The sequence below is a fragment of the Brucella tritici genome (assembly GCF_008932285.1).
Lineage (GTDB): Bacteria > Pseudomonadota > Alphaproteobacteria > Rhizobiales > Rhizobiaceae > Brucella > Brucella tritici.
On record NZ_WBVY01000007.1, the window covers coordinates 59,680 to 75,189 of the forward strand.

Sequence of the window (15,510 nt, forward strand, 5' to 3'; positions counted from 1 at the left end):
ATAAAATCACACGAATTCAAATCTGCCGCTTAAGTGTATGTTGATATATTATAACGTATTGTTATTGCTATATAAATATTTATATCCTGCAATCCGATGCTACGGGATATGGTTATTTCATCGGCGGATTCATACCCTATGAGTCTATGTCTAAATCACATTTTTCGTTTTCGCGGGATTTAACAAGAACAGCAAAAGCGTCAAATCTAGGGATATAAACATCTAATTATTTGTTTTATTTATTCTTTCTATTTATCCCATCTCAGCAATCTATGAGATATAAATACGTAATGTTAGGCTTGGATTTGCAATTATTGACGCCTTCGGCTGGCAAAAACCGTTAAATCATGGGTTTTAGACATATGTTTTACGATATTCTGTTGACGGCAAAAAATGGCCTCCATTAAATCGCGGGATAAAAACAAAGTGGACGAATCGCGACACCCTAAGACTTTCACTCGTTTCCCTCGCGTACGCGCGCGTGAGATTCTAAACCCCTTAGCGTGACGCACGCCGACGCACGCGCATATACACGCGTACACGCGTGTATGGCGAACCTGCGGTGCAGTTTGGATTTTTCAAATCCGTGGCGCTTCGCACTGGCTTATCGTTGCAGCTATACGATCCGGCCTAGCGGATAATCTTTGACGGGCTTTTTCAATTGAGGGAGAGGAACACAAGGCTTCAGCCGATATGGCGATGTAGTTTGCCCGATATACGGTCAGCAATAGTTGTCGGCATGCCTCTACGATCTACAGAAACGCCCAAAATCGCAGCGTCTTTCACATTTCCCACTCGTTACTCATCAGAACATAAAACCACACGGATTTGAGCTGTTTTTGAAGCTTTGAAAGGCCGTGTTCTATTTTCCACCATCGGCTCAACCTTAATTCCACCCACCAGCCAATGACAACGTGGTTGGCCAACTCGCAATATGAACCTCGCTAACAACATACGCATTCATGCGTCAAAAACCGTCCAAGTCTCTGCGTCTTTGCAAATTCCGGCTCCTATATACACAAGAAGGTAATTCTAAGCTCAATTGGGCTGTTTCTGATGATTGGGATCCAGGCTGGTTCGGCTAATATGCCATAGGCTCAATCTGGTGTCGAATATCGATGAATATTCTGCAAAGAAGCTGTAAAAGGGGTCAGTTCCGGCTGAGGGCGAAATGACACCATAAGGCCGATTCCACTGTCCCAGTTGAACCCTCGTGGATTTTTGCGCTGGAATACCTTGATTTGTAAGGGCTGATTGTTGTCCCACACAGCCTTTTGTTCAACTGGGACAAGGAATTGCGCTATGTCTTGTGAGATTGAGGAATGCCCATGCTGCCGCAACTATTTGATGAATTGATAGGTGGTCGTATCAATCAGACTACATGGCTTTCTGATGATGCCCTGTCTTCGATTGGCAATGTCTTCCCGGCACCGCTCGTTGAATTGTATGCCCAAGCGGGCCTTTGCTCGATTAAGGGCGGCAGGTTACAACTGTGTGATCCAGAAACATTGCGCGGTGTGCTGGCCCTTGTTTTTGGCGCGGATAAGCAGTTCAGCCATAATAATTGCCATAGTTTTGCGTTTTCATCGTTTGGAAAGATCTATTGCTGGTCCGAAGTCCTTGCGATGGTGAGCGTGGACATGATCAGCGGTGAGGTAACGAGCCGGGGTGCACTCGGTAAAATCAAGGCAGGAGCGAAAATCGAAAATCAGATTTACGTCCCCTTTAGCCTTTCAGACGATGCACTCGACCTTGATGATGAAGAGGGAAAACCACTGTTCTCACGAGCCGCTAAGAAGTTGGGCGTTCTTGACATAGGGGAATGCTATGGCTTCTTTCCAGCGGTGGCACTTGGAGGTGTGCGTCGTATTGAGAGCCTCAAAAGGGTGAGCGCTCCTGAGCACTTCGCCATTATCGCGCAAACATTAGATTTCCAACTTATTGATGTTCAAGGTTATGGCAGGACAAAGCTCGTTCGAGCAATCGGATAGGAACGCTACGCTGCCGACATTCTTACGGTGTCATTTCGCCCTCAGCCTGCACCGACCCCTAAAAGTGAGACCAGATTATCATGATGTTCAACGAAACTGTTAAAAACGATGACTAACCTGCATGATTTTGAGCGAAATTACAAAAAGAATAGAAACGATTGGCCTTTTCAAAGTTTTGTAGAAATTGTATTCGTATACTTTAATAATTATTTCGACTTTCGAACCATATATCCGACAGATGCGTACGTACAACCAGTCCTGTTTCGTTTCGAATGTCGAAATACTACTCTTCTGATGAAATTTTAATATTCTTCAGAATCGCCACTAACTGTTATATAGTGTAGTATTCAGAAATTATCTTCCACCATATTTCTGATAATGCCGATGCCAAGTCTTCTAGCTCTTCGTATCGTTCTACGAGAAACGCATCACCATGCACGAACCTCTCGCGGAGTGTTTCGATGGTCATGGCAATCAACATTCTGAACTTACCTTCAATCTGGCAACGTTCTATTGTGTCAAATGAGTTTTGACGTCTCTTTTCAATGTGCTTTACGTTTCTTGCGACCCAATCATTGTTCATTTGTTCACGTATGCGAATAAGGCCTTTGTTTGTCGACGATATTTCATTGAACAACGCATAAATATGCGAATGCTCTCTGTATGCGTAACAGAAAGCCAAATTTGTCTCATATAGAAGTTGATAGGCGTTGACCTCTCCAGTCTTCTTTCGGATCGGTTCACGACTTCCCCACGTCATATTCAAGAAGGTTTCCAGTAGATTTACGAGTAGGCCATCGACGTCTTTATAATGATTATAAAACGTCCCACGAGATAGGCCCGTTTCCTCCAGCACCTTCTCAATTGAAATCTTTGCGGATGGCTCACGGCTAAGCAGATTTGTTGCTGCCGTTAGCAACAGATACTTAGTTCTTTCTTTCTTCAGAAGTTTGCGATCCAAGCTGCGTGCTTTTAGCCCGTCAGCAAATGATTGGCTATTAAGTGCGACACCGCTTGCTTGGAGTGGAGTATCCATATGCGTAACCTTGTTTGACCTGCAAAATTGAGTAGCACAATTCCACAAAGAAAGAAATTGACACTTTGTTCAAAAATGACATAGGATCCACAAAAATTACGATAATGACCAGCAGGGGTGCGAACGTGACGGGCGCTAAGCTAGAATTCAAGAACGTGAAAAAGTCATACGGAAACGTCGTTGCCCTCAGTGATTTCAATCTAGCCGTCGAACCTGGCGAATTTGTTTCTATTCTAGGTGCCAGCGGGTCCGGCAAAACCACTGCGCTCAATGCATTGGCAGGATTTGCGTTTGCAGATAGCGGTCAGATCCTGTTGGATGGAGAAGATATCTCATTGGCCAAACCTGAGAAACGTAATCTCGGGATGGTTTTTCAGAATTATTCGCTGTTTCCTCATATGACAGTTCTTGAGAACGTCATTTTTCCGCTCAAGATGCGTGGACTTTCAAAGTCCGATGCACAATCAAAGGCTTCCTCTGCATTAGAGGTCGTTCAGCTCCAGGCTCTTGCTAGTCGTTATCCGAAAGAATTATCAGGCGGACAACAGCAGCGAGTGGCGCTCGCCCGTGCAATCGTTTTTGAGCCTCGCGTATTGTTAATGGACGAACCCTTGGGTGCACTCGATCTAAAACTGCGCGAGGCCATGCAGTATGAAATCAAACAAATTCAACATAAGCTCGGTTGCACTGTAATCTATGTCACGCATGATCAACATGAGGCTTTGGCGCTTTCGTCTCGAATTGCGGTATTGCGGAACGGCGTAATCGAGCAGCTTGATACACCCACTAATCTTTATGATGCCCCAAGGACGCGATACGTCGCTGAATTTATCGGGCAAAATAATATCTTCGATACCGCAGCTAACGGGCACAAAGTCTCTGTTCCAGACTTGGCTATGACAATTGATGCCCCGGCAAACCCTTTCAAGTTCGCGTGCATTCGGCCAGAGAATTGGCAGCGGAAACTAAGCTCTGCGTCTGATGGAGCTGCAGCGACCGTCGACGAAGTGACCTTTCAAGGCGATTCTATCGAGTACAGCGCCAAATTAAAAACCGGGAAGTCGGTGATTGTCAAAGAAAATCGCCGATTGGATTTACCAGAAATACAACGAGGGCTGGAGGTCATATTAAGTGCCTCTCCCGAACATGTCGTTTTTGTTAACTAGTGAACAAATAAAGGGAACGAAATGCTGAAGAAGACTTATCTATCTATTTTTGCGGCTGTGCCGCTTATGGCACCTCTATCCGCTCACGCAAGCGAAAGTCTAGTCATTGCGAATTATGGCGGAGCATGGGCCAAGACCCTTGATGAGGTCTGCGTGAAGCCTTTTAGCGCAGAAACCGGGATCACCGTCACCCAATCTGCGACGGACGATTCTGCTGCACAAATTAAAGTCCAACAAATGACCGGGAATGTTTTGTGGGATATCTCCCCAACGGAGGGTTCGACGCTGTTTATTGCACGTGACAATAATTGGCTTGAACCGATTGATTGGAAGGTTGTCGATCCTAATTCCGAACTGATAGATCAGGCCAAGAATGAATTCGCTATTGGTTCGGTAGCTTATTCCACAGCGTTGGGATTCCGCACAGATAAACTCCCGGCTGGCGAAACTGTGAAGTCATGGAAGGATTTCTGGGACACGAAGAAGTTTCCCGGCCCACGTTCGCTTCGAAACAGCCCAGTTGAAAACCTCGAATTTGCCCTTATCGCTGACGGCGTAGAACCAGCCGATGTTTATAAAGTTCTGGACACGCCAGAAGGTGTAGACCGTGCGTTCAAGAAACTGGACGAGATCAAAGGCGATATCACTGTTTGGTGGACGAGTGGCCAGCAACCCGTTCAGCTGCTCGCTTCCGGTGATGTTTACTATGCCACCGCTTTCAATGGTCGAATTGGACAGCTACAAGCGGACAAGGTACCTGTGGACTATACATTCAATGGCGCGTCCCTCGATGTAAGCTACTATTCAATCCAAAAGGGGGCCAAGAATCCAAAGGCCGCGATGCAGTTCATGAAGTACTGCTGGAACTCACCGGAACGCCTTGCCAAGATTGCGGAACTCATGCCCTACTCCGGATTCAATCCGAAGCTTTTTGATAAGATCGACCCATCACTTGCTAACAAGCTGCCGACAGCACCCGATAATCTGTCTAAGCAGTTCTTTCTAAATGGCAGTTTCTGGGCCAAACATCGTCCCGAAATCCAGGCCCGCTGGGATGAATGGATCCTACAGTAAATCGACAAACGGCTATCCAGACCTCTCTGGATAGCTTCCGTTCGATGGTGAGGATTTTATGGAACGAACAAGCAAATATCTCCTGGCACTTCCGTTGAGTATTCTACTACTGCTGGGATGCATCATTCCATCAGGGCTTGTCCTATGGATGAGTGTGTATGACAATGGGTTTAGTTTGGGTGCCTATCAAAGCGTGGTATCCGGTGTCTATCTCGGCATACTCGTCAGAACCGCAACAACCTCGCTATTAGTAGCGTTATTATGCGTCGTATTCGGTTATCCGGTTGCCTACTATCTCGCTAATAGCAAGACCAAATATAAAACAGTTCTGCTGCTTTTAATTGTAAGTCCGATGTGGGTCAGCACGCTTGTCCGTACCTATGGTTGGATCATCGTTCTAGGCAGGGAGGGGCTAGTAAATTCCTTGCTGTCTACGTTCTATATAATCGATAAACCATTGCCCTTGTTATACAATCTCTTCTCAGTGCTAATCGCCATGGTTCAGGTCATGATGCCGATTGCCATTATGCTGATGTACTCCTCGATGCTGAACGTCAACTACAACCTGGTAAAAGCTGCGAGGGTATTGGGAGCAAATCGCGTTAGAGCATTTCTACATGTCTATCTGCCCCTATCCGTAAACGGTGCCGTCACTTCAGGCATTCTGATTTTCATTATGTCCCTTGGGTTCTTTGTCGTTCCGGCACTGGTCGGCGGCCCGAAAAACCAGATGATCTCCAATGTCATTGTTACTCAGGTTAACCAAACCCTGAACTGGCATTTTGGTGCAGCCTTGGGTGTCGCTATCATAATGATCGGCATCGTAGCTGCGTATTTAGCGTTCATCCTGAGCAGCCGATTTACCTCTGACAATCTCACAGGGGGCGTCAAATGAAATCGAAGAGTGACAACCACGAAAGCCGCATCCTTGCGATATATTTCGCCGTTATGCTTTGCTTTCTGATGCTTCCATTGCTTCTGATTATTCCGACCGCGTTTTCAGAGACACGGTATCTCAAATTCCCACCTACCGGTTTCACGTTGAGATGGTTCGCGGACTTCTTTCAAAGTGCAGAATGGATGGATGCAACTGTTCGAAGTCTATCTATTGGAGTTTGCTCCGCAACACTCTCTGTAATCGTTGGAACAGCAGCCTCCTTTTATATCGACAGCAAAATGAAAGGTTTCCGGGTACTTAATATCCTTGCACTCGGCCCTCAAATAATCCCGTCCATCATTCTTGCGCTTGGAATACTGCTGTTTCTGTCGAAGATGAGAATGCTTGGTACATATCCTGGCATTATTGTGGCTCACGCGGCGCTATCCTGCCCTTTCGTATTGCTGGCAGTAAGCACTTCTCTAAAGCAAAATGGAACGACGCTTGAACAAGCCGCGAGAGTGCTTGGCGCGAATGTTTGGCAGACCTTCTGGTATGTTACTCTACCAAGAATTAGACTGGCAGTAATTTCCGCCTGGATATTTGCGTTCTTCATATCCTTCGACGAAATCATAATCAGCCTTTTCACAATGGGAGGGAAGGAAACCTTACCCATGCGAATTTGGGCAGATATGCGTCAAGACTTAACCCCCATCGTTGCGGCCGCATCTAGCATACTGGTGATCGTCACACTGGTTTCAATTTTCACAATCGAAACGCTCAAGAACAAAACACGCGTGTAGTTCTCCGGAAAGTAAAATGACCGAACATATCGATACAGCACCGTTTATAGAATTTAACAGATCGATAGAGGAATTAGAGTTACCCGACTCGATTTATGATCAACTTACAATCACCGCTGGCAAATGCGGGCAAAAACTCGCTTGGAATTTCATTGATTCTGACATCCAGCGTAACTGGTTTGAAGTTCTTACACTCGTTGACAATGCAGCCAACGCGTTCTCATCGATTGGAATTAAGGCAGGCACGCATGTTGGTGTTATGTCCTGGAACAGAGAAGAGTTCCTTATCACCTGGCTTGCTCTATCGAAGCTTCAGGCCGTAATGGTGCCAATCAATGCATCCTATACAAGCCGAGAGCTTGACTACGCACTTCAACTATCCGACGCTGAATACCTTTTCATTGAAAAAGATTTCGCAGTGTTGTTCGAAGGGGCCGAGGCATCCAAAACGTTTAAAAATGTCATCTATTTTGATCCAAACGATGAAGATACCCTTACGTGGAAGTCAATTCATGACAATGTTTCGGGACAAATTCCGGAGATAGAGCGAAACCGCGACGCACTATTGAATCTTCAGTTCACCTCCGGGACAACGGGCTTTTCCAAGGCGTGCGAACTTACAAACGATTATTGGCTAACCTTAGGGGCGAGTTCAACAGCGTTCTTTGGGTCTGATATCAAGCGATTTTACGTTGGGTCCTCGATCTATTACATGGTTGGGCAACGCATCTTCCTGAACGCACTCTTTTCCGGGGGGACTATTTTTGTTCCGCGCAAGCCGAGCGCAAAGCGTTTTATGTCGGACGTCAGCAAGTATGAGTGCGAGTACTGCGCTGCTTTTGAGATTGTCTTCAAACAGCCCCCCTCTGAGGCTGACCGCGACCACAAACTGAAATTGGTCTCCATTTTTGGCTTTTCCAGAGAAAATCACAAGCAATTCGAGGAACGTTTCGGAGTCAGAGGTCAAGAATTCTACGGGATGACCGAGATCGGTGGCGCAACCTATATGCCCCGCAAACTGCTAGATCAGATGTCGGGCTCTGGAAGCTGCGGTATTACCGCACCATGGAGGGAAGTCGCTGTTTTTGACACGGAAACCAACAAACAAGTAGCTGCTAACTCTATTGGTGAACTTCGCGTACGCGGGCGTTCCATCTTAAGAGGATATTATAAGAACCCCGAAGCTACGGAAGACAGCTTTATCGACGGCTGGTTCACTACGGGTGATCTGGCTCGTATCGATGAGCAAGGATTCGTCTATATTCTCGGACGCAACAAGGACATGGTACGCCGCATGGGCGAGAATATCGCTTGTCGTGAAGTCGAGTCAGTAATCCGTCAAATCCCCGAAATCGAAGAAGTTGCATTAATTCCGGTACCTGATGAATTTCGCGGGGAAGAAGGCAAGGTGTATATCAAACTGCATGAAGGTAAATCCCCCGAGGTCGTCACACCTCAGTTAATCCTGGATTTCTGCAAGGGAAAGTTGGCGGATTTCAAAATACCCCGTTACCTGGAATATAGAACCGAGTTCCCGCTGACGGATTCCCAACGAGTTCAAAAGAAGAAGCTAATTGCTGAAAAGCCCGACCTCACCGTTGGTGCCTTTGATAGGCAAACTGGCACCTGGAACAGCTAAAGGGCGACGTAAAATGGCTGAAATCATTAAAACCCAAGATGGGCCGATCCTCATTCTAACTATTTCGAATGAGAGCAAGAGAAATGCCTTTCAGGGCAATATGGCGTCAGAGATGCTTCGGCACTTTAATGAGGCAGAACAAAACCCTGAAGTACGTTCGATAATCGTCACGGGAAGCGGAGATGTCGCATTCTCCAGTGGGCACGATCTTGCTGAAATTCAATCAGGAGCGCACGCAGAATCGGGTCTTGGAGAAGAACCGTTTATGCGGCCTCTGACGATGAATAAACCGGTGATCGCTGCTGTTAACGGTCATTGCTACGCAGCTTCCCTGATCCTCGCCCTCTCATGTGATATCCGAGTTGCATCTACAAACGCTGCATTCGGCTCACCTGGTGCTCGATTGGGAATGCTGCCAGAAGGTCGTCAGATCAGCTCGATGATAAGATCGATGTTTGAATCATTGGCGGTCGAAATGATGTTTACTGCTAAGCCGCTTAGCGCAGAGGATGCCTACAGGGCAGGCTTTGTGAACCGTCTGGTTCCAGTCGGGAATGCGCTATCGGCCGCTCTCGCCATCGCCGCCGACATTAGTGCAAATTCCCCTACCGCCGTTGCTGCTATTAAACGCGGCATCAGGCATTCGAAATGCAATGGGATCACTTCGGGCGATCAATTTGAAGCCCGCGTTGCTCCGATATTGGCAGAACTGCCGGATGCCAAGGAGGGCGTAAATGCTTTCTTTGAGAAGCGGACACCAAGCTTTACGGATTTGAATATGGAAGCGTTGACGCCAGCATTAGAACTCTCGTCGAACTGAATTTTATTCATATGTGAAGTCAGGTTGTACAGTTATGAAAGCTATTCAAATTAACAAAGACAGCTCTGGTTATCGAGCAACCCTCGAAGAGCTGAATGAAGACGAACTGCCCGTTAACGATGTTAAAGTAGATGTCGAGTTTAGCACGTTAAACTACAAGGATGCACTCGCCATTACTGGAAAAGGCCCTGTAGTCCGTTCGTTTCCGATGATTCCCGGCATTGATCTATCTGGCACAGTCAGGGAATCCAAGGATCCTCGCTTTAAGGCGGGGGACGCGGTTATTCTGAATGGCTGGGGAGTGGGTGAAAAGTTTCCAGGCGGTTATGGAGAGGTAGCGTCGCTCAAAGCTGACTGGCTTATTCATCGCCCAAGCTCTTTGAGCGCCTGGACTGCTATGGCAATTGGAACGGCAGGCTACACTGCTATGCTCTGTGCAAACGCCTTGCGTGATGCAGGCATAGCTCCCGGCTCCGGCGAGATCGTCGTATCAGGGGCAACAGGCGGTGTAGGTAGCATTGCTATAAAAATCTTATCCAAAAGGGGCTACCAGGTAACAGCGATCAGCGGCAAAGATTCCGCACAAGAGTATCTGAAGTCGCTAGGCGCTAGTGAAGTTATCGACCGCGCAGAATTCGAAGCCACTTCCAAACCCCTATTGAAAGAACGCTGGATCGGTGCGATTGACACCTGCGGCGGAGCAATCCTTGCCAATTTATGCGCAAGCATAAAATACGGTGGCGTCGTCACCGCCTGCGGACTTGCCCAGTCGATGGATCTTCCAACGACCGTTGCGCCATTTATTCTTCGTGGTGTTTCCCTTATTGGCGTTGACAGTGTCATGTGCCCTGTTGAAAAACGAAAGCTAGCTTGGGATGACCTTGCTAAGGAAGTTCAGGAGAGCGATCTTTCTGAAATTGTCCAGACAATCGGCTTGGAAGATGTGTTGAGCGTCGCTCCAGGGATGATTGATGGAACTACGAAGGGTCGTTATGTCGTCAATGTAAAGCAGTGATACTTCATCAGTTGTTCCCTTGGCATTTTCCGGGGGAACAATTCTCATGCGTTGATAAACCGATTGCAGCTAACACATTTCCATTTCTATCGTCTCCAGAGTATTACATATTCGATATGCTATCGTTAACTCGGAGACTCCATGCAGGACAGATACGCGGGCGACATCGGGGACTATGTGAAGCTCGCTCTACTTCGACATTTAACGGGAGGTCGAAAACTCGGTATCGCTTGGTATCTCTATCCCGATGAAGGTCACAATGCCGATGGGCGTCATATAGGCTATCTCAGTCTGCCAGACCGATGGCGACGGCTCGATCCAGAACTCTTCGATGTTCTGAAAACTGTTGCAGACGACACACGTTCCGTCCAAGCATTGCAGCAAACTAAGATGATCGGCGACCTGTTCCACGGCACGCCGCTCACTTCTGAGGCTCTGCCATGGCAAAAGAGGTCAGCTTGGCGTCATGAATGGTTTCAGGATGTAGTTGCAAGCATGTCCGATGCCGATGTTGTTTTTGCCGATCCTGACAACGGGCTCGTAGATGACGATCCCAAGCGGCGCACGAAAGCTAAATTTGGAAAGTCGATAACTCTGCAGGAGGCGACCGCCCTCGCCCGCAATCGCCCCGCAATTATCTATCATCACAACCCTCGCCGTCCTGGCGGCCATGATCTGGAAGTCGAATATTGGCTAAGCCATTTTGATGATAGAGCGTTTGCGATACGTGCAAATGCTTATAGCTGCCGTACCTTTTTCGTATTGAACCCAGATGACCAGATCTTTGAACGCGCTCAGGAATTTTGCTATAATTGGCGTGAACGTGGGGTGCGTTTGCATATATTGAAGTAGCGTCGTGGGGGCGATATGGGGAATTTCAAAGGGTTGGCACGGATTTTGACGTTGTTGGTTGTGACGACTGCTATGCTGACCACACCCTCAGTTGGTGCAGGACCCGGCAAGAACGAAGATATTGTGCACCCAAAGTTACCTATTACGTCTCGTTGGCTGCACTTAGAAGGTAAAGACAACGCCAATTTCACAATATTCCGCAAATACACCTTCGTTCCGGAGGACAAGGAAGTCCCTATCCGAAATATTTTGATGTTGAATTGCGCAAAAGATGAACCCGCATATTTAGATTTCGTAATCCCAAAACAGCTTCCATTGAAAGACCTGTACGGGAAGGAATACATTGAGAAACAATATTTTGGTTTGGTGTTAGCACCGCTATCTGGGGCAAAAGAGCGGGTATTCACGATTGAAGGAGAGGTCAAGGACAACCATATCTTCGTTGATTTTGTTGGTGATCAGCGAAAAGCCATTGCTGCACTCCTGCGTGCAGATAGATTTCGGCTGTACTTTGATGACTACCGCCACCTTGAGCTTACCGAGGTAAACGACAAAATATTCCCCACAAAAAAACAAGGTCAAAAGTTTGATGAAGTGGTGAATTCACTGTTATCCAACCAATATGAAATCGATATAATTCCATCCATCGGTAAGATACTCGACAGTTGCCCAGATATTAAGGAATGGAATTCTTTAGTAGATCCGTAATATATATAAGTCGGAACGCTATTCTGATAAAATTTCTGTAATCGGCCAAATGCCTTGATATGGATGTTACATATGAAAAAGAATTACATCTTTACGGTAATGATATTTGGTTTCTTTTTTTCTGCAGTCAACGGCAAAGCAGGCGAGTGGTGGCAAGATAAATTCATAAAAGACGGAAGCGGTATCTGTGAGAACAATGATAGCATACGAACGTTTTCTGCCACCACGATGGAAGGCTGGGAGACAAGCTGCAAAATAACAAAGCAACATAACATCAAGGATATCGACGCCATCATTCTTGATTACGAATGCGGTGGCAACGACCTGGACCCTGAAATCACGAAACCGCGTGAATTGGTCGTAAAATTACAGGACGGCATCCGAATTTTCCCAGGCGGTGAAAAATATCAGTATTGCGCTTCAATTAATCCCTACTTGCTGCCACAGTACCAGCCGAAAGCCCCCGATTGCCCCATTGATCGCAGCCTGATGCAATCCGACACCCGCGACGATGGCACGTATCAAGTGCTTCAGTTCACAGAAGGCTACTTACAGGGGCGAGCCACGCTCACAGGGTATAAAAACAATGAAGCTATATGGACAACGAGACCCGACAACATGTGTTCGAATGGCGCAGTTATATGCAGAATGAGCTTTCGGACACGAGCAGGTGAAGAATATGAAGAGGCCTTCCAACCGCTATATGTCAATTCTCGTCCATGGGCCGTCTTCGCTGAACTCCGGCAAACTCTTTATATGAAAGAACGGGACGCGACTTATTACCGAAAGGCTTATGGCGGCATCGAGGTCAAGTTCCTGAATGGATATAAGCCCGCCGTCGATGAGATGATACTGCCAGAAAATGTGTATAAATTCTCTGGATGTAGCGCCCCTGAAACTCGCGCAGAATAGTCAATTTTCAAAGATAGATTTCAGTATACGCTTCTTAGGCGTCACTGCTCGCGTTGTTATTTGATCCTTTTCCTCATATGATCGAGTTGTCTACGAGGGGCGAAATCATGGACACTCGATCTGTATATATAACAGTGACGCTCGTTATATTGGCGAACGGTGGCGTCCTGACAGCCGTCTTGGGAGACCTGCCGTCGTCACTTCGGCCTGCCGCTCGTATTTGGCAAGTAGCCACTCTTTTGGTAGCAATCGGCTGCGTTATTTTTGCTATTGAAGATATGCTCCCGTATAATTTGGCTACGTCTTTTGCTAATGCAGTATTACTGTTTGCCCTTTGTTTATATCACGCCAGCATTCGTAAGTTTCACGAGCTGCAAGTCTACACCAATGCGTTTATTGTTCCTGCAGTTGGCACAATTCCATATTCCTATTATCTTTTCATTGTCCCAGATATTGGTGCGCGCATATTTCTTGTTGCGCTTCTATGGGGCTTCATAACCTGTGCGTCTGCAATCATTTTAATTAAGAATGTCAGAAATCCAGAATACCGTTCACGGGGCGCATTTTCTCTGACTGCGATCTATGTCGTGGTCACAATTGCTAATCTGACACGTACGCTCATATACCTGTTCGATGGCAATCGTGGTCTGAATACCGTCGCCGATAACGAGCATTGGATGAATGCCGTTACTCCGATGTTTCTCTGCATTATGCCTGTCATAGGCACGACCTCATTTTTGTTGATGTGCTCTGATCAGGTGAAAAAGCTTTGGGAAGACGCGGCCTCACGAGACCATCTGACGGGATTGCCAAATCGTCGTTCGCTTATCTCTTACAGTTTGGCGTTCCTGGAAAACGATAAAGCTAACAATAGTCGTCGTGCTGTTGCCATGCTCGATATCGACGATTTCAAAATCATCAACGATACCTACGGCCATCAATCCGGCGACCATGTCCTGCAGGAAATAGCAATGCGGATCGAAGAAATTTTACAACCGGAGGACTTCGTTGCACGCTCAGGCGGCGAAGAGTTCGTTGTTATCTTCGGCGAAAAGGGCAGCATGTCGCCCGAAATCTCAGCCGAGAGAATTCGTCAGATCATTGGCAGCAGATCTTTCCAGATTGGCACTACAGCGATTTCTGTAACGGTTTCCATCGGAGTCGTCCTGCATATCGACAACGCGACGTTTTCCGAGACGCTTACGAGAGCCGATAAAGCCCTTTATGCCGCCAAGAACAAAGGCCGAAATCAGGTTATTTTTGCCGAGGGAGTTCCTTCAGAACCTAGATCGGCTGAATTGCCGTCTCATCTCCCGGCCAACGACTCGAATTGATCTGGCGGTCAACGCGATATATCTGGAGATCGCCGTCCAGATGCTCTTTCAGCAACTCTTTAGCATCAGTAACCGAGGTCGTGGGATTAATCCACGCCTCGTAGACGTCAGGTTTCAGAATGACAGGCATCCGCGTGTGAATTGAAACAATAGGCTCGACTGGTAAAGCGGTCAAAATGGTGCAGGAGCTGATGCCAAGCGGTTCATTTGTCGCCCAGAGACCAGCAAACGAGAACGGCGCGTGTTCGGGCAGATGAATGTGCCAAGGATCTCGGCCGCCATCCTCGGCATTCTTGGTCCATTCGTAAAAACCATCGGCCGGAATCAGGCACCGCTTGCTTTTGAAGGCTACTCGAAACATTGGTTTTTTGTCGGCTTCCTCGCTCTTGGCATTAAACGTCGAAAAATTCCCGAGTTCCTTGGCCCAGAACGGAACGAGGCCCCACCTACCCTTCCGTAATCTCATCCCGTCGTCGGAGTGAGTGACGAACAGGACATCCTGAGTTGGGCAAATGTTGTATCGCGGCTGCGTGTTGCGTGCTTTATCAGCAGCCAGTGTCAGGTTATACAGCCGATGTATCTCCGACCAAGGTAGGTAAAGAGTGTATCGGCCGCACATTGCTTGCATCTCTACTTTGTTAAGCGGTTTCACTTGAGTTGTTGACTATAGCGCGAACGGCCCGCGTTGAAATCTTGTATTTCTTGGCAATTTCGGAGATAGGTGTTTTTCTCATAAACGCGCTTTTTATTGCTTTTCTCTCATTGCTTTTCACCTTTCGCGGGCGTCCGATATGCTTTCCCTTCAGTCGCGCCGCTTCCATACCAGCTCTGGTTCGTTCACTAATCAGCGAACGCTCAAACTCGGCTAGGGCCGCCATAATGTGAAATATAAGCCGACCTCCAGACGACCTCGTATCGATACTCTCCGTTAATGACTGAAATTCGACACCTTGCATCCCAAGATTATTAACAAGTTCAACCAGGTTAACGAGAGACCTACCGAGTCGGTCAAGTCGCCAAACCACCAATGTATCTCCATCGGAAAGGTGATCTAGTGCTCCCTGAAGCCCCGGTCGATTAGATACTTTCCCAGAAACGCCTTGATCTGTATATATTTTACTACATCCTGCTAAGCGAAGTGCATTTAGCTGCAAATCAAGGTGCTGATCGTCTGTAGAAACCCTCGCATAACCAATGCGAGCTATTTCTTTTTTTGGTTTTAATAGATCTTCGTTCTTCTTTTCTGTTCGTGGGCGCATAGTAAATATTCTGAGCTTTGCCAT

General features: G+C 47.1%; 15 protein-coding genes. 12 read left to right on the top strand and 3 right to left on the bottom strand.

What is annotated here, in order from left to right; translation table 11 throughout:
* Window positions 1–1,328 precede the first annotated feature (1,328 nt).
* A complete protein-coding gene (locus F9K94_RS21385) occupies window positions 1,329–1,991 on the top strand; it encodes a GAD-like domain-containing protein (protein ID WP_192799551.1) in 663 nt (220 codons plus the stop codon).
* 331 nt (window positions 1,992–2,322) lie between these two features.
* Here F9K94_RS21385 and F9K94_RS21390 read toward each other — a convergent pair whose 3' ends face one another.
* Entirely contained in the window at window positions 2,323–3,027 is a 705-nt protein-coding gene (locus F9K94_RS21390) for a TetR/AcrR family transcriptional regulator (RefSeq protein WP_151648354.1), read from the bottom strand.
* Window positions 3,028–3,152: 125 nt separating this feature from the next.
* Here F9K94_RS21390 and F9K94_RS21395 point away from each other — a divergent pair, with 125 nt between their 5' ends.
* The 11 genes from F9K94_RS21395 (at window position 3,153) to F9K94_RS21445 (ending at window position 14,227) form a co-directional block, all read left to right on the top strand.
* Window positions 3,153–4,193 (top strand): ABC transporter ATP-binding protein, encoded by a 1,041-nt coding sequence (locus tag F9K94_RS21395; protein WP_210250258.1) that lies wholly within the window; start codon window positions 3,153–3,155, stop codon window positions 4,191–4,193.
* A 21-nt stretch (window positions 4,194–4,214) separates the two neighbouring features.
* A complete protein-coding gene (locus F9K94_RS21400; RefSeq protein ID WP_151648358.1) occupies window positions 4,215–5,267 on the top strand; it encodes an ABC transporter substrate-binding protein in 1,053 nt (350 codons plus the stop codon).
* A 58-nt stretch (window positions 5,268–5,325) separates the two neighbouring features.
* Window positions 5,326–6,162: an ABC transporter permease gene (locus F9K94_RS21405; RefSeq protein WP_151648360.1), complete on the top strand. Its 837-nt coding sequence runs from the start codon at window positions 5,326–5,328 to the stop codon at window positions 6,160–6,162.
* Window positions 6,159–6,947: an ABC transporter permease gene (locus F9K94_RS21410; RefSeq protein WP_151648362.1), complete on the top strand. Its 789-nt coding sequence runs from the start codon at window positions 6,159–6,161 to the stop codon at window positions 6,945–6,947. Before F9K94_RS21405 ends, F9K94_RS21410 begins: the two co-directional genes overlap by 4 nt.
* Window positions 6,948–6,963: 16 nt before the next feature.
* Window positions 6,964–8,586 (top strand): AMP-binding protein, encoded by a 1,623-nt coding sequence (locus tag F9K94_RS21415; RefSeq protein ID WP_151648364.1) that lies wholly within the window; start codon window positions 6,964–6,966, stop codon window positions 8,584–8,586.
* A gap of 13 nt (window positions 8,587–8,599) precedes the next feature.
* Complete coding sequence (locus F9K94_RS21420) at window positions 8,600–9,406, top strand: enoyl-CoA hydratase/isomerase family protein (RefSeq protein WP_151648367.1); 807 nt, start codon at window positions 8,600–8,602, stop codon at window positions 9,404–9,406.
* Between the two features lie 34 nt (window positions 9,407–9,440).
* A complete protein-coding gene (gene acuI / locus F9K94_RS21425; RefSeq protein WP_151648368.1) occupies window positions 9,441–10,421 on the top strand; it encodes an acrylyl-CoA reductase (NADPH) in 981 nt (326 codons plus the stop codon).
* 141 nt (window positions 10,422–10,562) lie between these two features.
* A complete protein-coding gene (locus F9K94_RS21430) occupies window positions 10,563–11,273 on the top strand; it encodes a hypothetical protein (protein WP_151648370.1) in 711 nt (236 codons plus the stop codon).
* 15 nt (window positions 11,274–11,288) lie between these two features.
* Window positions 11,289–11,981: a hypothetical protein gene (locus F9K94_RS21435; RefSeq protein WP_151648372.1), complete on the top strand. Its 693-nt coding sequence runs from the start codon at window positions 11,289–11,291 to the stop codon at window positions 11,979–11,981.
* A 72-nt stretch (window positions 11,982–12,053) separates the two neighbouring features.
* Window positions 12,054–12,893: a hypothetical protein gene (locus tag F9K94_RS21440; RefSeq protein ID WP_151648374.1), complete on the top strand. Its 840-nt coding sequence runs from the start codon at window positions 12,054–12,056 to the stop codon at window positions 12,891–12,893.
* A 107-nt stretch (window positions 12,894–13,000) separates the two neighbouring features.
* Entirely contained in the window at window positions 13,001–14,227 is a 1,227-nt protein-coding gene (locus tag F9K94_RS21445; RefSeq protein WP_192799552.1) for a GGDEF domain-containing protein, read from the top strand.
* Here F9K94_RS21445 and F9K94_RS21450 read toward each other — a convergent pair.
* A complete protein-coding gene (locus tag F9K94_RS21450; protein ID WP_235920664.1) occupies window positions 14,178–14,879 on the bottom strand; it encodes an SOS response-associated peptidase in 702 nt (233 codons plus the stop codon). The genes F9K94_RS21445 and F9K94_RS21450 overlap by 50 nt on opposite strands.
* On the bottom strand, window positions 14,866–15,510 hold the full coding sequence (locus tag F9K94_RS21455) for a recombinase family protein (protein WP_407922060.1): 645 nt from the start codon (window positions 15,508–15,510) through the stop codon (window positions 14,866–14,868). The genes F9K94_RS21450 and F9K94_RS21455 overlap by 14 nt, the downstream gene beginning before the upstream one ends.